15 protein-coding genes and 1 pseudogene are annotated in these 20482 nt (G+C 36.2%); all 16 read right to left on the bottom strand.

The annotated features are described in order from the left end of the window. Position 1 precedes the first annotated feature (1 nt). The gene (locus MJG50_RS16270; protein WP_240256810.1) at positions 2-1297 is read right to left on the bottom strand and encodes an arsenic transporter; all 1296 of its coding nucleotides are present in this window, start codon (positions 1295-1297) and stop codon (positions 2-4) included. 376 nt (positions 1298-1673) lie between these two features. After that, positions 1674-4010, bottom strand: a complete 2337-nt coding sequence (locus MJG50_RS16275) for a glycoside hydrolase family 3 C-terminal domain-containing protein (RefSeq protein ID WP_240256811.1) — start codon at positions 4008-4010, stop codon at positions 1674-1676. 78 nt (positions 4011-4088) lie between these two features. Then, on the bottom strand, positions 4089-6836 hold the full coding sequence (locus tag MJG50_RS16280) for a glycoside hydrolase family 3 C-terminal domain-containing protein (RefSeq protein WP_240256812.1): 2748 nt from the start codon (positions 6834-6836) through the stop codon (positions 4089-4091). 361 nt (positions 6837-7197) lie between these two features. Beyond that, on the bottom strand, positions 7198-9714 hold the full coding sequence (locus tag MJG50_RS16285) for a GH39 family glycosyl hydrolase (RefSeq protein WP_240256813.1): 2517 nt from the start codon (positions 9712-9714) through the stop codon (positions 7198-7200). 93 nt (positions 9715-9807) lie between these two features. After that, a complete protein-coding gene (gene corA, locus MJG50_RS16290; protein WP_240256814.1) occupies positions 9808-10764 on the bottom strand; it encodes a magnesium/cobalt transporter CorA in 957 nt (318 codons plus the stop codon). Between the two features lie 166 nt (positions 10765-10930). Further along, positions 10931-11341 carry an ArsI/CadI family heavy metal resistance metalloenzyme gene (locus tag MJG50_RS16295; RefSeq protein ID WP_240256815.1) on the bottom strand — a complete coding sequence of 137 codons (411 nt, stop codon included), beginning with the start codon at positions 11339-11341 and terminating at the stop codon, positions 10931-10933. Between the two features lie 109 nt (positions 11342-11450). Then, positions 11451-11897: a MarR family winged helix-turn-helix transcriptional regulator gene (locus MJG50_RS16300; protein ID WP_240256816.1), complete on the bottom strand. Its 447-nt coding sequence runs from the start codon at positions 11895-11897 to the stop codon at positions 11451-11453. 114 nt (positions 11898-12011) lie between these two features. Beyond that, the gene (locus MJG50_RS16305; protein WP_240256817.1) at positions 12012-12191 is read right to left on the bottom strand and encodes a hypothetical protein; all 180 of its coding nucleotides are present in this window, start codon (positions 12189-12191) and stop codon (positions 12012-12014) included. A 701-nt stretch (positions 12192-12892) separates the two neighbouring features. After that, positions 12893-13990, bottom strand: a complete 1098-nt coding sequence (locus MJG50_RS16310; RefSeq protein WP_240256818.1) for a DUF4179 domain-containing protein — start codon at positions 13988-13990, stop codon at positions 12893-12895. After that, positions 13980-14558 (bottom strand): RNA polymerase sigma factor, encoded by a 579-nt coding sequence (locus tag MJG50_RS16315; RefSeq protein ID WP_240256819.1) that lies wholly within the window; start codon positions 14556-14558, stop codon positions 13980-13982. The genes MJG50_RS16310 and MJG50_RS16315 overlap by 11 nt, the downstream gene beginning before the upstream one ends. A 646-nt stretch (positions 14559-15204) precedes the next feature. Then, positions 15205-16548, bottom strand: coding sequence for an MFS transporter (locus tag MJG50_RS16320; protein WP_240256820.1), 1344 nt, complete (start codon positions 16546-16548; stop codon positions 15205-15207). 151 nt (positions 16549-16699) lie between these two features. Beyond that, positions 16700-17317: an alpha/beta hydrolase gene (locus MJG50_RS16325; RefSeq protein ID WP_240256821.1), complete on the bottom strand. Its 618-nt coding sequence runs from the start codon at positions 17315-17317 to the stop codon at positions 16700-16702. A gap of 121 nt (positions 17318-17438) precedes the next feature. Further along, positions 17439-18047 carry a flavin reductase family protein gene (locus MJG50_RS16330; RefSeq protein WP_240256824.1) on the bottom strand — a complete coding sequence of 203 codons (609 nt, stop codon included), beginning with the start codon at positions 18045-18047 and terminating at the stop codon, positions 17439-17441. 22 nt (positions 18048-18069) lie between these two features. Continuing rightward, a complete protein-coding gene (locus MJG50_RS16335; RefSeq protein ID WP_240256822.1) occupies positions 18070-19008 on the bottom strand; it encodes a ring-cleaving dioxygenase in 939 nt (312 codons plus the stop codon). A gap of 17 nt (positions 19009-19025) precedes the next feature. After that, the gene (locus MJG50_RS16340; protein WP_240256823.1) at positions 19026-19646 is read right to left on the bottom strand and encodes a nitroreductase family protein; all 621 of its coding nucleotides are present in this window, start codon (positions 19644-19646) and stop codon (positions 19026-19028) included. 260 nt (positions 19647-19906) lie between these two features. After that, a pseudogene (locus tag MJG50_RS16345) lies at positions 19907-20308 on the bottom strand (LysE family transporter); the annotation flags it as partial. Positions 20309-20482: the final 174 nt, after the last annotated feature.

Here is a 20482-nt window from a genome sequence, read left to right on the forward strand (position 1 = left end):
ATTAAATAATTAATAACCAAATATACAGACCAACCAATGTAATAAACAGTGTTGGAATCGTTAAAATAATGCCTGTTTTAAAATACGTTCCCCAGGAAATCTTCACACCTTTTTGAGACAGAACATGTAGCCATAATAATGTTGCAAGCGAACCGATTGGTGTGATTTTAGGACCTAAATCCGACCCAATTACATTCGAATAAATCAGCGCTTCTTTAATTACACCACTTGTATCAGTATCGGCAATTGCAAGTGCATCAATCATAACAGTCGGTAGGTTATTCATGATGGAAGAAAGGATGGCAGCAATGAATCCCATGCCAACTGTTGCAGCAAATAAGCCTTGGTCCGCGGTTACTTGAATAAGGTCAGCTAAAATATCAGTCAAGCCTTCGTTACGTAACCCATACACAACCACATACATCCCAATTGAGAAAAATACAATTGACCATGGCGCTCCTTTTATAACTGTACGAGTGTTCACCGCAGGACTTCTTCTTGCCATGACAAGGAAAAAGATTGCCACAATACTAGCGATTATTGACACCGGAATACCTGTAAATTCACTTGCGAAGTATCCAATTAGCAGGATTCCAAGCACAGCCCAGGATAACTTGAACATTCTCATATCACGAATGACTTGTACAGGCTTTTTTAACTGTGATAGCTCATAATTCTTTGGTATACTCCTGCGGAAAAACAAGTATAAAACTAGAATGCTTGCAGCTAAAGAAAAGAGGTTCGGTATAATCATTCTCGAAGCATACTCAGCAAATCCTATTCCAAAGAAGTCTGCTGATACAATGTTTACTAAGTTACTCACGACAAGCGGAAGTGAGGTCGTATCCGCAATAAATCCACTTGCCATAATAAATGGAAAGACCATTTTTTCATTAAAATTAAGGTTTCGCACCATTGCAAGCACAATTGGTGTTAGAATGAGAGCCGCACCATCATTGGCAAAAAGAGCTGCAACAACTGCACCTAATAGCGATACAAAGACAAACATTCGCACTCCATTACCTTTTGCAGCCCTTGCCATATGTAATGCTGCCCACTCAAAAAATCCAATTTCATCTAAAATTAAAGAAATAATGATAATTGCGATGAATGTCAATGTTGCATTCCAAACGATCGATGTTACGTCTAGAACGTCTTTAAAATCTACTACTCCTACCATTAACGCAAGAATCGCTCCACCACAAGCGGACCAGCCTATTGATAATCCTTTCGGCTGCCAAATTACTAAAATAAGTGTTAATAAAAATATCGTTGATGCTAAAATGACTGAAAACAATGTGTTACCCCCAATTACTCATTAGTAAATTTGGCATTCGCCACCCCTTATTGTGAGGCGCGTTTTATCGCCTGATAGCTTTAAGTTTAACGCGACTTGTTCTAATTCGAAAGTTAATTTTCTCATGAATGCACCTCCGTTACCATATAAGTATCCGCTTAAATAATAGTTTACATATATATTAAACTCAAGTTTTTTTGTTGTAATGTAAAAATGACCGGGAATTTAGTTTCCCAGTCACTTTTCCAATATGCTATATAGTTAATTTCGGCTAAATAGAAAACAAAGAATGTCTTTATTCGTATAAAAAAATTACTACTTTCACCAAAAACAATAATGTCTTTGGTGAAAATAGTTAAGTCGTTTCTATTTTATCTTATCGATTAATCCAACGTAACAATGTCTCAACATTCTTTTTACTAATCTTCCCGCCTGTAAAGCGATCAACTTGTCTAAATGGCATATTGATAATAAAGTACACGTTATTTGCCGTTAACGGTTTTCCAATCTTTTTAAAGAAATGATGGAAGAACATAATCGATTTATATAACAGTTTTCCAACCCAATTTTTAGACTGTGCTTGATTAATTGTATCATTCATTCCTAAGTCTTTATGACGATCCCAATGTTTAGGAGGAAGCTTTCTGCCTACTAGTTTTTCAAATTCTGAATCAGGAATATGCTTTACATTTACCTGTGCATAATGTGGAAATTCACTTGTTAAGAATATAGATGGAATAACACCAGCCATCTCAACCGTTTCCTCTAAATGAATCGCTTGAATTGAACTACCTACTTGAATCTTATAGCTTCCACTTTCTATCTCCCAATCCTTACTTTCAGGATTATAGTATGAGAAATCCCGTTTCGTTAACTTTAGTGTCACTCGCTTCGTTTCACCGGGTTCCAAGTAGACTTTATCAAAACCTTTTAATTCTTTTTTTGATCGAAAAATTTTCGAATCTACCTTTTCAATATATAATTGAGCAATTTCTGCTCCAGCCACTTTACCTGTATTTGATATATCAAAACTTACAGTTAGGCCATCTAGCACAAAATCACTATATTTAAAAGTAGTATAAGATAGCCCATACCCGAATGGATAACGCACAGGTACATTTGCCGTTTCAAAGTATCGATAGCCGATGAATAACCCTTCTTTATGTTCACTTGTTGCTTGTTGTCCAGGATAGTACGAGGAAGAAGGAATATCCGTATACATAATCGGGAAGGTCTCGCTTAATTTACCACTTGGATTGTATTTGCCAAGCAATATATCAACAACAGCTTCACCCCCACCTTGGCCAGAAAGGTATGTGTGAAGAATTCCTTGCACATGATCTGCAAATGGTAATTCAAGTGCACCACCACCAGATAAAACAACAATCACATTCTCATTTACCTTAACTAAAGATTCAACGAGTTCTAACTGATTTTGAGCGAGTTTTAAATCTTCTCTATCTACACCTTCTGCTTCTCTGCTTTCATCAAGACCAATAAATATAAGTACTACTTCAGCAAATTCCGCAAGACTTGTTGCTTCTCTCAGCAATTTATTACTTTTTCCTCCCATACGCTTAAATCCTTGTGCGTACCCCACTATATTTAAAGGAGAGTCTTGTAAACTTTCGAGAGGATTACTTAATTTATATGGATTAATTAATGAACTACCCGCTCCTTGATACCTTGGATTTTTTGCAAAATCACCTATTACCGCTACCTTTGTTCCTGTTTTAAGTGGAAGAATGTTATTTTCATTTTTAAGCAGTACCATTGACTGACGGGCAGCTTCAACCGACTTTTTGTAGTGCTCATTATAATCTACTTGTACTGCTTCTTTATCATCTAAACGAACTTTAAATAGTAGCGATAACAATTGATCAACCGCTTCATCTAATATTGATTCTTTTAGTGTTCCTGTATGAATGGCATCAACAATTTCTTTATCTGTAATTCCGTTCGTAGACGGCATTTCTAACTGATTATGAGCTTTTAATCCTGCAACACGGTCATTATTTCCGCCCCAGTCTGTCACCACAACGCCGTCAAATCCCCATTCAGAATACAATATGTCATTAGCTAAATGTTGATTTTCATTGGCAAATTCACCATTTACCATATTATAAGAAGACATCATCGTAAGCGGATTACTCTCTTTTACAACCTTCTCAAATCCCGTTAAATAAATTTCTCTAAGCGAACGTTCGTCTACAATTTCATCAATTGTCATACGCATATGCTCCTGACTGTTCACCGCATAATGCTTAGGACAAGCTGAAATGCCATTAGACTGAATTCCTTTTACCATTTCACTAGCAAGTTCACCAGTAAGATAAGGATCTTCTGAAAAATATTCAAAATTACGTCCACATAATGGATTACGTTTTATATTTAACCCTGGTCCTAGTAAGACACTTACTCCCTCACTACGAGCTTCCTTACCAATATCTTGGCCTACATCAAATAGAAGTGACTTATCCCAGCTATTTGCTAGTGTTGCTGCCGTTGGGTAACAAGTCGCTGGTAAACTTTTGTTTAATCCAAGATGATCCGCTTTCCCACCTTGTTTACGCAGTCCATGTGGCCCATCGGTTAGCATAATAGATGGAATTCCAAGGCGTTCAATTGCCTTGGTGTTCCAAAAGTTTTGTCCAGACATGAGAGAAGCCTTCTCTTCTAATGTCATTTGTTTAATTAAATCCTGATGATTCATTCTACACCGCCACACTTTTCTAGGTAGTAAGAAAAGCGGACATAGTCCGCCTTCTCTCTCTATATATAAAAATTGATTTTAGTTAAAAAGGTACGTTTTTAATGTTGCATATAATGAATTATGCATGCTATTTCGAAGTCCAACTGTAATCGCTTCTGGATGCTCTTCGTATGCTTTTTCTAATCGTTTTTTGTTTGTTGGAACTGACATAATATCTAACATTAAATCATTACCAGACGTAATGGCTTTTTGTGATTCCATAAATCCGAATACCGCATCTGAAGATACTACACCTTCAAAGCCCCACTCATCTCTTAAAATTCCATTTAATAATTCTGGATTTGCCCATTTTCCATCAATGTAAGAGAAACTAGACATTGCACCAGTTACATCAGCTTCTTTCACAGTCATTTCAAAGGGACGCAGGTAAATTTCACGCATCGCTTGTTCATTAGACCATACTAGAATTCCTGAACGTGCATTTGTTTCTTGGTCATTCATGACAAAGTGTTTCATGAATACGATCACATCCTGGTCCTCTGCACCTTTCGTCATACTAGCACCGATCATACCGTTTAAAACAGGGTCTTCTGACATATATTCAAAGTTTCTTCCACCTTGTGCTGTACGGTGTATATTAAGACCTGGTGCGTACCATCCATGAATTCCATAAGCTTTTGCTTCTTTCCCAACAACTTCACCCATCTCATATGCTAAATCTTTATTCCAAGTTGATGCAATTACGATTTCAGTCGGATAAGCACCGGCTTCAAATTTCTTGAAGAAGAAACTAAATCCTGCCGGTCCATCCATTAATACTGTACTTGGAATACCTAGCTCATCGATAGCACCTGTGTGATAAGCACCTTCTGATACAAAATCGATCATTTGATCTACCGTTAACTGGTCTAAGAATTCATTCCACTTAGGATCATCGTACTCTAATCCTTTTAAATCTTCTAATTTAAGTCCATTTTCAGCACCAGTCTTAGGCATTACCAGATCATCATTGAACTCATGACCTTGTACTCGTTCAATCACTTTACTTGACGTAACTTTTGAATCATCTTTATCTGATGGATACGTTCCATCCCAATCATTACGTGAAAGAACCGTTAATTCGTTTTCTGATTGAGTAAAACGATTCTTATACTCTGTTCCTGTGTCAGCATCTGTTTTATACACAATATCTTTCGATAATTCAAAGTTCAGTGTACGATCAATTTCATGAACATTTTTACCAAGTTTAATTTGGTATGTTCCTTTTTCTAAAATATAGTTCTCATTCTCCATATCATAAGAAGCCATATCTCTTGTATCATACGTAATCGTTAAACTTTGAGACTCTCCTGGTTCTAGTGACTTCGTTTTTGCAAATGTAGCCAAGTTAATCGCAGACTTTTCAATTCCTCCTGGTGTATAAGGTGCAGAATAGTATACTTGAACTACATCTTTACCCGCTACTTTACCGGTATTTTTCACTTCTACTTGTAATTCAATAGAATCATTATTAAATTGTTGACTCACTACATTCCAATCAAATGTTGTATAACTTAGACCAGAACCAAAAGGAAATTGAACCGTTTGTTTGTATCCTTCTTCATTTCCTTGATAGTAAGTTTCATAGAATCTGTAGCCTACATAAATTCCTTCTTCATAATTAATATAAGCTTTATCTAAATTCTCATATTGATAGTCTCCGAAATTCTCACTCGCTGGTGAGGACTCAACATCATAGACATACGTATCAGTAATACGTCCAGAAGGATTTATTTCTCCTGATAAAACTTTAGCAAGTGCATTCGTTCCAAATGGTCCAGGTGTACCAACCCAAAGAACAGACTGAATACTTGGAAATTCATCAACAAATCCTAATTCTAAAGTATTTCCAGCATTTACGATGATTGTAACATTACTGAAGTTACTCGCTACTCTTTCAATTAAATCATGCATTTCATCTGATAACTTTAATTGGTCGCTACTTACATCTGATGCTTCTACAGCTTCACTTTGAATAATAATCATCGCATTATCAGAGTACTCTTTTGCTTGAGAGAGTACAGCTTCCGTTACTTCTGGTTCACCAGCAGCCCCATCCTTACTTAGCATGCCTTTAATTACTTGAACAAGGCCAGTTTCAGATTTACCTGTCGCTCCTTTTAATTCTGGTAATCCCGCATAATAGTCATATAATTCCTGATTATATTTAATTCCTGCTTGTTTGAGAGCATCAAATAAATTTACAGCACGAGTTTGATCTGAAGCACCAGAACCACCCCCACCGTATTTAAAACTAAATGCAGTCGAACCAAAGACATTGATTTTTTTATCTGTTAATGGCAGTGAATTATTTTCATTTTTTAATAATACCAATCCTTCGTTTGCAATTTCTTCTGCAACAGCATCAGCGGCTTCTCTGGCTTTAACCCCTTCTGCGCTTGTTGTATCAATCGTTATATGTTTACCCGTCATGTTCTCAACTAAGCTTGAAACAGTCGGCCCTATCATTACACCAGCAATTAGTAAAAGTGCAGCAACAACCGACCAGCCCGCGATACGTCTTGGTCTATTTTTTATTTTTTTATACATTTTAGTTTCTTTTTTTGCGGCTTTTCGTTCCTTACGACTTAAAGCTTTCAATTCTTCTTTTCTTTGCTGTTTCTGCTCTTTTCGCAAATGTTTATCGCTTTCAACTGCTGCCTTGCGTTCTGCTTCTGGCAAAGCAGCAATTTCTTGCTTTCTCTCTTTACGCTTTACCTTATCTTCCCTCACTAGTTGTAGAATTTCTTGTTTTTTAGCTTTTTTCTTTTTTAAATTATCAAGCATAGTGATCCCCCTACTATTCAATTGGATAGCGTTTTCATTTTTCTCTACCTGTTAACTTAAATATAAATTTTTACTCCACCGAATACATTCCATTATTTAAGAAATGGTGTTCCGATTATTGACTTTTATAACAAAAGCGCAAGCGCCTTGCTGAGCCCCGACAAGCAAATGTTCTGTGGCAATAAAAGTCGCTCTTTGACTTTTCTTGACACAGGTTATTTGACCTCGAGGGGCTAGGCGCTGGAGCTAGACTTAGATACACCACATTCAGAGATGTCCACTGCAAAAAAGATTTCCTAAAAAAATATAGGCATTGCCATAATCAATGGCAATGCCTACTTTGAAGTCGTTATCAATTTGTTCAGTAACGACGCTTTATTTCAATCAATTGTATTTCATGAGGCTGTAAAACCGTTTCCAATAAATAATTATTATGTACGGAAATATCCTGTATTTTAATTCCTGGTTCCGCCCTGCCTTTCATATAGTTGATTACATCATTATCCATAACCTTCGGCGCTCCGATATCTACCCATGCATCGAATGAAGACCCCTGCTGTCTGTTCACATATTGCTTCTTAATTGTATACTCACCTTGCAAGCCCTCTATAGTCAATTGAATTGATTTTACACATTCGTTTTCAAAAACCTTATAACGGCTGGTTGGTGACAGTTGTGAATAATCAAATTTTCTGTATAAATGATTAGGATGGCTGTAATTGAATAGGAGGACCTGATAATCTTCGCCTCTTTTTGTTACAATCATATCATCTTCTCTTGAAACTAGATCTTCCCCTAGCTTGCTTAAGAAGTAGAATGCATGATACCCAGCCTTCTTGATACCGTTATATGTCATCAGACCAAACCCTCCATGGAAGAGTGGCTGCTCCAATCGAAACTCATCAAATATATCTGTAAATGTCCAAAAACCCATCCCTGTCACTTTTTCATTGTTTTCAAGGGCATTTTTAATGATAAATGCTGCCATATAACAAGTGTCATGTACCATGTCCCTACTATCGGAATTCGCATTCCATTCCGTTATCCAGAGTTCTTTATTAAGGGAAGCCAAACCTCTGCTCTTATCAATGATATGATCAATACAAACCGAGAGATTATGTTCATCACCAAGCATGATGCCACCAGATTCAGCTAGCTTTTGTATTGCATTTCCTTCTAAACTAATTTCATTCAATGTTAATAAGGGTTCTACTTCAGGCAAAAAATTTCGAGATAGATTGTACACATGAAAAGAAAAAAAGTCCACGCCGATCTTTTCATTTTCCGCGAATGCATCAAATTCATCTAACCAATTTTGCTGCTCTGAAAAATCAATGGTACCAAACCCACCTACTTTAATTTCAGAATCAATTGTTTTAATACATCTATAGCTCTCGGTATAAAATGTAAAGAACTCCTGTCTTGTACCACTCCAAAAATATTGAACTTCCGGTTCGTTCCAGAACTCAAAATACCATGTTCTAACTTCTTGTAGTCCATATCGATTAATCAAATGCTTGAAAAAGGCATCCAATAATTCCAGCCATCTGCTCATATTCTTTGGAGGTGATACAAAGGCATCCCACCAAAATATCTTATTTTCAGAACTTGCTAAACCTCTAGGCATAAAACCAATTTCAATAAAAGGCTTTAAACCGGTATCTAGCAAATTATCCAAAAGTGAGTCAATATGATTAAAATTAAAATAATAAGACCCATCCGTTTTCTGATTATATACTAAGAGCTGGTCTGAAAATATCCCATGAAAACGAATGAATTCAAAGCCGATTTCTCCTTGAATCTGCTTTAGTTGATCATGAAAGTCTTTTCTCAAAGCATGAGGGGCATATCCAAAAGTAATCAATTTGGTGAAAGCACGATTAATCTTATTCATAGGCTTTGCAACATCAACAGTTGCTCTTTTCCCTTTTTTCATCTCGAACTCGCTTATGTTTTTTCGTTCGAGATATTTGAATAGATTAACAAAAGACTCTTTACTATTAATACTCAAATAATCCTTTGTGATACCCTTCTCAAGCTCGATCCGAAAATGTTCCCGATACTGCATGGGTGTTATTCCTAGTACTTCCTTAAAGACCCGGTAATAGGCTTTGTTGTCAGGGAAACCAAATTTTAAAGCTATCTCCGTAACTGTTTCATCTGTTGTTCTTAATGCAAACAATGATTTGTTTAAACGCAGATTATCTAAGTATTTTTTTAGAGATACCCCTACATTCGATTTGAAATATCTTGACAGGTACTGTGGATTTAAAGAGAACTCTTTTGCAATATCCTGTAATCCAAGGTACGTTTCTAGACAATGACTATTCATAAACTGGAGTATTTCTACCAGCCTTTGATCATTTTCAATTTGCTTATTCTTTATTTGTGTTGGTACTTCAAAATGCTCTAGAAGAATAACAACAAGATCTAATAACATCGTCTTAATTTTGAGATGATAAAGCTTTTTCCTATTCAAAACAAGGTCCATCATATTGGCTAAAATATATTTTATTTCATCTATGACAGACATAGATTCAGCTACAACTTCTCGTGAGTTTAAATAGAATCTTTTTTGTTCAATATCAATACCCAGCTGTTTAAAATACCTGCTTTCAAATTGCAGTGCTAATACATTTGTTTTCCCAAAATCTATCCTAGAATTAATAAAGTGTAGTTCATTTCTATTTATAAGGAAAATATCTCCCATTCCCAGTTGGTAATCATCCTGATTAACTCGGATTTCCAAATCACCTTCTAGCACAAAAAGGATTTCAGTCGCTTCATGCCAATGATAAGGGAAACGTTCTACAGTATGTGTGAAAATATTAATTGGCAAATCAACCTGATAATCAATCTGCTCATATTCGTATCGCATGCTCCCCCATCCTTTATCTATAATTATCAAAACTTTAGCTTAATAAAGCTGAAAAATTTGGGACTGATAGCTGCCATATTAATTGTTGCCAAATTATTTAAACCATCCCTTTTTCTTAAACCAGAGAAGCATGGCTACTCCAATTACCCCCATTACCCCAAGAGAAACAAAATAACCATATTTCCATGTTAATTCAGGTAGATATTCAAAATTCATTCCATATATTCCTGCGATGAACGTTAACGGAGCAAATATAGACGTAATAATCGTAAGTACTTTCATCACATTATTTGTTTGATGTGCATTCAATGAAAGATAGCTGTCTCGGATATCGGCGGTAACTTCACGATTGGCCATTATCATTTCCGATAGTTTTAAAAGATGATCATAAATATCGGAAAAATACTCTCTTCTCTCCTTAACCCCCGTCAAATGTTGTGAATTTAACATTCGATAGAGTAGGTCTCGCATCGGATGAACTGTGTGTCTTAAATTTAACAGCAAGTACCTCGTATCAAATAATTCATTCAGTAATTGGTTCATTGATTTTTTCTGTGTATTATCTTCAATTTTGTCTAAATCATCTTCAATTTTATATATAAGCGGAAAGTAATTATCAACTATCTTGTCTAAAATTTGATAAAAGACATAAAAGGTATCCCATTTCTCAACATTTTTTTGAGACACTAATCGATCCCATACCTGCTTCACTTCCCTTGATGGAGTCCTGTGAAATGTCACAACAAAATTTTCCCCGACAAAAAAATCTAATTCATCTTTAATCATATCATTTTGCTCTTCTCTCACAATATGAGTAACATAAAAACTATGGTCATCATAATAATCTAATTTCGGCCGCTGAAGCCTCTGTACACAGTCTTCAATCGCTAGTGGGTGAAAATGAAAAGTATCCGATAAATGCTGGATCTCCTCTTCTGTTGGTTCATTAAAATCAACCCAAAACCACTTGTATTTAGAAAAATCCGCATTACTTATCGATATATCACTTTCCAGTTGATTTTCATATGTAATCGCAAGGATATTTATCAATTAAGGCACCTTCTTACTAATTACTGTTCATGATTATTATCCTATTTATCTTAACCTGTGTACATTAGTTCATTAGATATTACCCTAAAAAAATACAAAAAGAAAATAACGTGTCCGTAAAAATTTACACATTATTTTCTATATTGACCAGAGGGTCAGCTACTATTTAGTTTGGATTCGTACAACAACCATAATTATTTGAATCCATATTTTCCACATCACTTTTTGTATAAAAGAATTCCCATTCATTACCGTTTGGATCAGTTACCCAAAATTTATCTTGAGTTGCATAGCAGCAAGTGACATCCATCTCTTCACGAGCAAAAAAACCTAACTTTTCCAAACGTTCTTTTTGCTGAACAACCTCACCGAAGTCATTCACCTGAAAGCCAAAATGTCCAACTTGATTTCCTGATACATGCTCCTTCACATTTAAGGTGAAATTCAATCCTGGTTCCTCTAGCAAAAACTTGGCATAATCCGATTTAATTTTGATTGGTTCAATATCAAATACTTTTTTATAGAATTCGATTGATTCATTTAAGTTTGTAACATTAATTCCCACGTGCATTTTCATTGTAATCCCTCCATTTTTTATAATCATATTTTTGAAGCTTAATGCACCCTCTTCACCTCCTTAAAACAAATGATATTATTTGCATTTTGCAACTATTAGAAATGGGGTATTACCCCAATGGAGCACAGCACATACTAGATTTCTCCATTGCATCATTTAATAACCTAATGGATCGTATAACGGTTTCTTTTTCAAACTCATTCATATGCGAAAATACTTCATTTAAAAATGTATTCATCTGTTCATCAATCGAAGTTGCTATAAACTTTCCCTCGGTAGTTAATGAAAGAATATATATCCGTCTGTCATCTGTGTCTGGCGTCTTTTTTACTAATTTCATTTTAACAAGTGACTGCACCTGACGACTAAAGGTTGTAATGTCTGTACCTAATGTCTCAGCTATTTGCTGCATAGATGGATTATGTTGTTGATCAATCTCGTAAAGGATATGGCTTTGAATAAGTGAAATATCACATCCACCAATACTGCAACAATTTTTATTTAAAAACCCGAAACGCCGTGTCATTACCTGAAATATTTCTCGAAGATTTTCCATTATTTACACCTCTCATTTTAATTATATAAAATAATTTGCAAAATGCAACTAATTAAATGAACTTTTTTGAACCAATAAATAAAACTACTTAGTTAAAATCTTCAACAGATGATTTTACTTGTTGATAGTATTCGACTGGAACATCCAACCTAACCAATACTTTTTTTCTCGAATACTAATACCTGATTGACTAGATTTATAATACTTTCTATCTAGCGCTTCGTTTAGTTCTTCTCTAGGTAGTTGAGACTTCCATACATGATACGATTCACCATAACGCATCGAAGCCAGCATCAATGACCCGTCATCTCACTTCCTATTCAATAAAATTATATCCTTGAACAAGTAACCTAAATAAGCGGAGTTTTTTCCGTTAAATGCAAAATGGGGCTCATTTCAGGGTAAATAAGGGAAGGTTTTCCGCTTATGCAAAGCAAAATCCCTAATTTTAATGTATTTCAAGTCAATAGGAGGAATTTCTCCGTTTATTTAACCTATTTTTTATTCTATTTACTTATTAGGGGAACTTTTCTCCGCTATTTATTTGATTTGGTGCTTAATTTGATTCCACTTTTTATCTAATCGGGGTCTTAACCTGCTTCCCAACCGATCAGAGCGAACCTGCTTGATCCAGATGCGGGAATCAACATCAAGAAACTACTTTTCCTATCCTCTTTCATTGTTACGTACTATACGTTCATATTTATTTTTGCTGCGGAAGCTTTTGGATTAAGTGCTGTAGTAATTATTGTAAAGATTAGATCGATGGCTTTTTTCAATTTTCATGCACTCCTTTGTTCATAAGTTCTGTTTACATTGTATAATCAGTTGGGCCACCTAACCATTTAGTAATCTTAACTAACTCTTACACTTTTGTAAGATTAGCGAAACCATGGGGACGGTTCTCCTGGTTCCACTTTGATAGTAAAAAAAGAGGGCTATTCAAAGTCTGTTTTATAAACATTTCAGATAGCCCTCTTTTTTCTAGTTTATATTTAATTTTTAATCGTCTTCAATTTTTCTTGATCTTTGCTAAGAATTACAACTTCATATATATCATCCTGTATTGCTTCCAACGCCTCCTTTGATTGAAGGAAATCCTGGATGGTTTTTTCAATATTCTCCACTACTTCATCCCGATCTGAATCAGTAGATGATAGAGCGGTTCGAACAACTATATAAAACCGTTCCTTTTTATTGGAATAGCCTGTTCCATCCACTTTATACTCGGTTTTGGCCGTTAACCCTTCAGTAATAGTATGATAGAGAGGTAATAATCGCCCTTCTCGTTCTTGTAATTTTGGATCATATAAATAAAATTTAATCTTATAATCATTAAATTGTTCTTGTTGCAATCTCTTTAAAATTCTACTTTTAATATCATCCACACGTTTCTCCGTGTTAGGGATGTAATCAATATGTATTTTTCCGGGTCTAACCCCGATACCGTTCGTATCATATCCAAATTCCTGGAGGACCTCCCCAACGATCCCTGTAATCTTTTCAAACTCTTTACTTTGTTCATCGTTAGTTTGTTCATCATATTTTTTGCCTGCAATTTTGTCGTAAAACACATTTACCGTATACGCATCATTATTTCTAGCTTTCAATATTTCCTTAATAAGTTCTTCGACCGGTGATTTTACTTGTTGATAATGTTCAAGAGGGCCATCAAAGCCTACCATAACTTTTTTTTCTCGAATACTAACACCCAATTGACTATATTTATATTTGTTTTTTTCAAGTGCTTCATTTATTTCCTCAAACAGTGGCTTGGACTCAAATAAGCCATTTAAGTAAGGAATCGACGAGACAATTTGCGCCATAGCCGGTGAAACAAATGCTGACCCTATGAAAAGACTAAACGCTACTGCGATGGATAATGTAATAGCAACCACCTTTTTCACAAGTCCTCTATTTTTCTTCATGCTCTTACGAAACTCGTTCCATTCTGCATCAATTTGTTCCTCTACTTCTCTATTAATTTCCCCATTATCATATCGATCTGGTAGTTCTTTAATAAATTTCTCAAGAGTTTTAGGTACTTCTAAGTGGTCCAATGATTGAATGTTCTTATCCTTTTTATATCCCATTCGACTTAACCTCCTGTAAAAAACGATCTGATTCTACCATGATTTCACTAAGTTTTTTCTTTCCTCTCTTCATCCTCGTTTTCACTGTGTTAATATTTTCATTGAGAATGAGTGAAATTTCCTTCAATGACATATCCTCATAGAAATGTAGATAAAGAGGCAAGCTCTGTTCTCTTTTTAACCTTAAAATATGGGTTAACATTTCTTGTTTATTTTCTTTTTGGATAGCAGTTTGTTGGGCCGATTGATAGATTATCCTGCTTTGAGCTTCCCTATTTTCCTCAAAATCAATATGTACGACGCGATTATTTTTACGATAAATATCAATAGAACGTGAATAAACAATACTATAAAACCATGCTCTGAAATTCGTCATATCCTTCTTCTTCATAATACTGATATAGGCTCCTTCAAGAGCATTTTGCAAGGCATCCTCCGCATATTCCTTTGACTTTAATATCAAAAATGCTGTTTTATAAGCAGTAGGGAGTAAATCCTTAACAAGAAGACTAAAAGCCTCATGGTCTCCCTCTCTTATTCTTTGGATCAATTCCTGTTCTTTCTTCATATTCAGAACCTCCTTTTTCAGGTTGATACATATGTTAAACGAAATGTAGTGGTCATCTGGTTTCACTTTTCCTAAAAAAATAGGAATTATCATATCCCTAAGTTTAAAAAATCAACTGTTATCTTTAACACAGCAAAATAAAAAGCCCTTTCCACTTTTCTCTGAATGTAGGCACAGTTATCTTTCATATATGGCATGATTCACCTTAACGCATCGAAACGAGCACTAAAGACCCATCATCTCACTGCCTATTCAATAAGAATTTTGTCCTTGATTAAGTAGTAACCAGCGAAAGTAAAATAAGCGAAGTTTTTTCCGCTAAATGCAAAATGGGGCTTGTTTCGGGGTAAATAAGGGAAGGTTTTCCGCTTATATGAAGGAAATTCCCCAATTCTTATGTTTTTTGAGTCAATAGGCGGAAATTCTCCGTCTATTTAAGCTATTTTCTATTCTATTTACTAAATAGGGGAATTTTTTTCGGCTATTTATCTGATCAGGTGCTTAACCTGATCTCCAACGTGGACGAGCTCGCCAGTTCAGTTTGCATGATCATTTATAACAGAAACGAGGTCAGCAGTAAATCCAGAAAAATAAGCTGCCAAAGTAATTTGACAGCTTAAAGAACCACACACTGATACATGCATTATTAATCAACAGGATATGAGTTAGAAATCTTAATTTCTGCCTTTTGCCTTTTATTCTTCCGAGACCAAACAACTACAGGAATTAGCAATAATGACAGAGCTGCACCAGTAAGTGAAAGCACTGCATAGCTAGATTGTGCAACTACCATTCCCGATAACGCACCGCCGGAGGCACCTGATAATGCCAACCAACCATCAACTGATCCCTGTGTTTTTGCTCGAATCGAAGGATGTGTAGCATCAATAATAAGTGCAGTTCCACTTATGAGGCCAAAGTTCCAACCGAGACCAAGCAGTACTAATGCAGTAACAAGCATCACCATTGAATCACCCGGTGCAAAAGCAGCCACTATACCGGCAGCAAGAAGCGTGGCACCAGAAGCAATTGCCATAGCTGTTCGACCGAATTTATCAACCAGCAATCCAGTGAAAAGGGAAGGAAAATACATCGCACCTATATGAAAGCCGATCACTAGCCCTACTGCGCTCAAGTCATGACCATGGTGTTCCATATGTATCGGTGTCATTGTCATAATGGCCACCATGACAAATTGAGTCAAGATCATGATCGTGGCACCAACGACAATGCCTCTTTTGTTTTTTGTAGAACTCTCTAATTCTGATATAGCCTGCGCAGTACTATCTTTCACCTGGGCATCTGCAATGGCTTTAGACACTACCAAAGGGTCTGGACGAAGGAATAGTAACAGAACCAATCCAGCAAATATAAAAGCGGCGCCAGCTAGAATAAAGGGGCCAGCCAAGGTTGGAATACCAACAGACTGAGCAAAGTTCCCCATCACACCGACCAAGTTAGGACCCGCTACTGCACCAAAAGTGGTAGATACCATAGCCATGCTCACAGCAGTAGCCCGTTGTTTAGCTGTCGCTAGATCAGTACCCGCATATCGGGCGAGCATATTAGTGGCAGAACCAGCTCCATAAACAAGTAACGAAGCAAATAATAGCATGACGCTGTTAATTACAGTAGCAAGGATAATCCCGACCGCACCCAAACCACCAGTAAGAAAACCTGCTGCAAGTCCTGTTCTGCGCCCAAATCGCTGTGAAAGTCTGCCTATAAGCAGGGCTGCACCAGCAGAACCTAAAGTGAGCAAGGCAACGGGTATTCCCGCTCCACTTTCCGTTCCTAGCATATCTTGAGCGATAAGTGCTCCAACTGTTATGCCAGCTGCAAGTCCTGCACCACCAAAGATTTGTGACAGGATCACAATTCTTAGCGTCTTTTTGTAGAGCTGTCTTTGCTTTTCGGGTGAATCAATATATTCTTGCAACCACATAGGCTGCTGCTTTGACCTACTTGGTACTCCTGATTCAGCGTTCATAAACAGCCCCCTCACCTTCTAATTATATCTTCTTAATATTCCCACATTAGACTGTGTTCCCATCAGAAGTCAAGACTTTGGCCACAAAAAAGCACATGACTATAAAAAATATAATCATGAGCTTCTATTTATTACTTGCAATTCAGTAAAGTTATTCAGTTTTTGATAATAGTTCCTTATACCATTTTCCCGCTGCTTCAACTTCTTCAATTGTTAATTGATGACCTCTATTTTCCCAATGAAGCTCTACATCCACATTTGCCTCTTCTAATAAAGATTTCAACTCATTTGACTCATGTGGTGAGCAGATTGGATCATTGGTCCCAGCAGCAATAAATACCGACTTTCCACTCAAATCCGGAAGGTCAATCCCTCTTCTAGGGACCATTGGATGATGGAGAATGGCACCCTTTAATGCATGCTGGTAATGAAATAATAGACTTGCTGCTATATTAGCTCCATTTGAGTAACCAATTGCGATTATATTGTCTCGATTAAAATCATATTTTTGTGCTGCTTCATCAAGAAACTCATTCAATTCTTTCGTACGAAAAATAAGGTCTTCTTCATCAAAAATCCCTTCAGCTAATCTTCGAAAGAATCGTGGCATCCCATTTTCTAATATATTACCACGAACACTTAGCACTGAAGCCTCACCATCAATTCTTCCTGCTAGAGGTAGTAGATCCAACTCATTTCCGCCCGTACCATGAAGCATCAATAAAGTTGGTTTCTCTGGATTTGAACCCTTATTAAATATATGTTTCATCATTTATCTCCTTCCAAAACAATAACCTCAACAGGAGGTATGTTTCTTCTTATTCTTTTCATTTCGACCCTACTCATGACGGTAGCATACGTTTTTTTCCAAACCCATAATTTAATTCGAATTACTTAGGTCGTTCTAACTCAAAAGTCTCTCCAATTTTAGCATAACTCGCTCCAGCTAATCGGCTTACAGCAGCTAACTCTATGTGATCGATTCTCCCATTCTCATAGATCTTTTCATCAATATGAAACTGAATAACTTTTCCTATTATAAAATCAGCCCCTGGAGCACCGACCTCTCCCATTTCTAATGAATGCTCCAGTACACATTCCATCCGAATTCTTGCTTCCTGCACTCCAGGAACAGAAATTTTAACACTTTCAGCTGGTGTCATTTCTGCTAATTGTATTTCACTTTGATTCGAAGGTAGATTTGCAGCAGTTTTATTTATCTTATCTACATTTTGCTCATCAACAATATGGACGACAAATTCCTTTTTAGTAATGATATTTCTAGCTGTATCCTTTTGTCTCCCCTCAGGACGTTGTATGGATAATGAAATCATTGGGGGATTAGAAGATACAATATTAAAATAACTAAAGGGAGCCCCATTTAAAATCCCATCTTCAGATAGAGTTGTGACAAATGCAATGGGTCTTGGAATAATACTTCCGATTAGAAGCTTATAATTCTCTCTTTCCGTTTGTTGAGCCGGGTCAATTGAAAGCATAGGATCAGTCCTTTTTGCAAAATTAATCAAGTTCATTTACATGAATCGGTACTAATCTATGTTCAAGTTGCTCACGATATTGCTCATACTGTTCGGGCAACATTAGTTGTTGACCCATTGTCTCTTGTGATTCATCATGTGCGAACCCCGGGGGATCTGTTGCAATTTCAAAAAGAATTTCACCATGTTCCCTAAAGTAAATCGCATTAAAGTAATTTCTGTCTTGAACAGGGGTTACATTATAACCATTCGTAGCAACATATTTTTGCCAATCTAATTGATCATTGTCATCAAATGCTCTCCATGCAATATGATGAACCGTTCCAACACCCATTCGTCCTCTTCCAGTTGGAACAGCTTTTAGGTCAACGATATTTCCAATGTCCGCTGTAGAACGATAACGGATGAAATCCCCTTCTTTTTTTACAAACTCAAGTCCCATCACTTTTTCTAGTAATTCAGCCGTTTTATCAGGCTGTGCTGAAAATAGAATCGCTCCACCAAAACCTTTTATTGCTACTTCGGGAGTTACTTCACCTATTGTCCAAGAATTGTTTTCCCCATCTTCTCTCTCAACGATTTCAAGATGAAGTCCATGCGGGTCATCAAATTCCAAGTACTTTTCTCCAAATCGTTCTGTTTTCGTAAAAGCTATCTTAAATTTATCTAATCTTGCTTCCCAGAAATCCAAAGCACCTTTCGGAACAGCATAGGTAGTAACCCCCACCTGACCATCACCTATTTTCCCTTGATAGGCATCCGCCCATGGGAAAAATGTGATGATTGTTCCTGGTTTACCACCTTCATTTCCAAAATACAAATGATAAGTCCCCGGGTCATCAAAATTCACAGTTCTTTTTACTAAACGCAAGCCTAGAACTCCAGCATAAAAGTCTACATTCTCTTGTGGATGACCTACGATTGCTGTAATGTGATGAATCCCCATTGTTTTTTTACTCATGTTCATTTCACTCCTATTTAGATATATTTAACAAATTCACTAACAGGTTTTCGATAACCACGTGGTTTTCTGCTCTCTACTTTTTCTTTTCCTAACGTAATCATTAGCGCTACTTCAAATTGATCATTGATTTGCAAAATTTCTTTAACTGCATTAGCGTCAAATCCTATCATCGGGCATGTATCCCAACCCTTTTCCTTCGCTGCCATCATGAATAGCATGGCAGATAAAGAGGCATTTCGAATCGCTTCCTCTTTATGAAATTCCTCTCCCCTTGCTTCGTAGAATGAAACTGTATCATTCACCATAAAGTCATATTCCTGTTTATTGAGAATACCTAGCATCTTCAAACCTTCATAGATTTCCGCTGCTTGCTTATATGCTTTTTTATCCCCAGTCACGATGATTACTGCCGAAGCACTCGATACCTTATATTGTCCATTTGCCGCTTCTCTTAATTTTTCTTTCGTATTCTGGTCCATTATGGTTATATAGTTCGTATGCTGTAAGTTAAAAGCCGATGGTCCAAGCTTTACCAACTCAAATATTTCATCTAATTCTTCTTTATTAATCAATTGATTTGGAAGAAAGTTGCTAGCAGACCTTCTTTCTTTAACCAACTGTATAAAATCTGTCATTTTCTACACTTCCCCTTACTTCTAGAAGTCTTTATCTCAAATTAGTTTATCTTGAATTCAAGATAATAATATTACATTTACTTGTTTGTGTCAACTCTTCATGAGAATCTTTAATACAACGCTATTTTTAAATTTGGAAACAAAGAAAGACGCACTCCTCATTAGATGTTGTGTGCGGCTAGTTATGGAATATGATTTCGAAAGTTACTGAAAAACGACAGCTACTATTATTTTTCATAACGATTTTTAAATATAACCCTTTAGCTAGAAAATCCAATATACAATTGAATATCTATATAAAATTCATATAAGAAGTAGCAACTAAAGCCAAATAATAAAAGGCCTGCAACGATAGACGTCCATTTAATCATTTGTCGATTCATTACTTTTCTTGTTGCAGATACAATTGATAATAAGACAATATCATGCAATAAGATACCTGTTAAAATACCTATTGCTGCAATGATAAAGCTACCTGAACCATTAGCTGAATAAGAATCTGTTAATATAGTTCCAAATACAGAAACCCAAAATACTAAATTTCCTGGGGAAACTGCTACAAGTAAACCATTCCAATACGTTTTACCAAGAGATTTATTGGCTTTTTCACCTGATAACGTAATGTCTTTGTCCGCATTTTTAATAGAATCATAGGCTAACATGATTGAACTACTCACCACTTAACACCCTTACGGGTTGTTTGAAGTGAGAGATTCCTAAGTACGGAAGCCTATTGGCTTCTAATTGATTAGGCTATCCCCATAGTCCCTACGGTTAGAAATCTTATCGCTTCAGCTTTTAGATTTTGTCCTGCGTTAATATCTCTGTCGTGATGT

The sequence above is a fragment of the Fredinandcohnia quinoae genome, from assembly GCF_022427965.1.
Taxonomy (GTDB): domain Bacteria; phylum Bacillota; class Bacilli; order Bacillales; family Bacillaceae_L; genus Ferdinandcohnia; species Ferdinandcohnia quinoae.

Excerpts from the sequence above, each read along its gene's own strand:
- MJG50_RS16300 (WP_240256816.1), bottom strand. The coding sequence starts at position 11,897 with ATGGAAAATCTTCGAGAAATATTTCAGGTAATGACACGGCGTTTCGGG.
- MJG50_RS16330 (WP_240256824.1), bottom strand. The coding sequence starts at position 18,047 with ATGCTTTCAATTGACCCGGCTCAACAAACGGAAAGAGAGAATTATAAG.
- MJG50_RS16315 (WP_240256819.1), bottom strand. The coding sequence starts at position 14,558 with ATGAAGAAAGAACAGGAATTGATCCAAAGAATAAGAGAGGGAGACCAT.
- MJG50_RS16335 (WP_240256822.1), bottom strand. The coding sequence starts at position 19,008 with ATGAGTAAAAAAACAATGGGGATTCATCACATTACAGCAATCGTAGGT.
- MJG50_RS16280 (WP_240256812.1), bottom strand. The coding sequence starts at position 6,836 with ATGCTTGATAATTTAAAAAAGAAAAAAGCTAAAAAACAAGAAATTCTA.
- MJG50_RS16340 (WP_240256823.1), bottom strand. The coding sequence starts at position 19,646 with ATGACAGATTTTATACAGTTGGTTAAAGAAAGAAGGTCTGCTAGCAAC.
- MJG50_RS16275 (WP_240256811.1), bottom strand. The coding sequence starts at position 4,010 with ATGAATCATCAGGATTTAATTAAACAAATGACATTAGAAGAGAAGGCT.
- MJG50_RS16320 (WP_240256820.1), bottom strand. The coding sequence starts at position 16,548 with ATGAACGCTGAATCAGGAGTACCAAGTAGGTCAAAGCAGCAGCCTATG.
- MJG50_RS16305 (WP_240256817.1), bottom strand. The coding sequence starts at position 12,191 with ATGCTGGCTTCGATGCGTTATGGTGAATCGTATCATGTATGGAAGTCT.
- MJG50_RS16295 (WP_240256815.1), bottom strand. The coding sequence starts at position 11,341 with ATGAAAATGCACGTGGGAATTAATGTTACAAACTTAAATGAATCAATC.
- MJG50_RS16285 (WP_240256813.1), bottom strand. The coding sequence starts at position 9,714 with ATGCGATACGAATATGAGCAGATTGATTATCAGGTTGATTTGCCAATT.
- MJG50_RS16325 (WP_240256821.1), bottom strand. The coding sequence starts at position 17,317 with ATGAAACATATATTTAATAAGGGTTCAAATCCAGAGAAACCAACTTTA.
- MJG50_RS16310 (WP_240256818.1), bottom strand. The coding sequence starts at position 13,990 with ATGGGATATAAAAAGGATAAGAACATTCAATCATTGGACCACTTAGAA.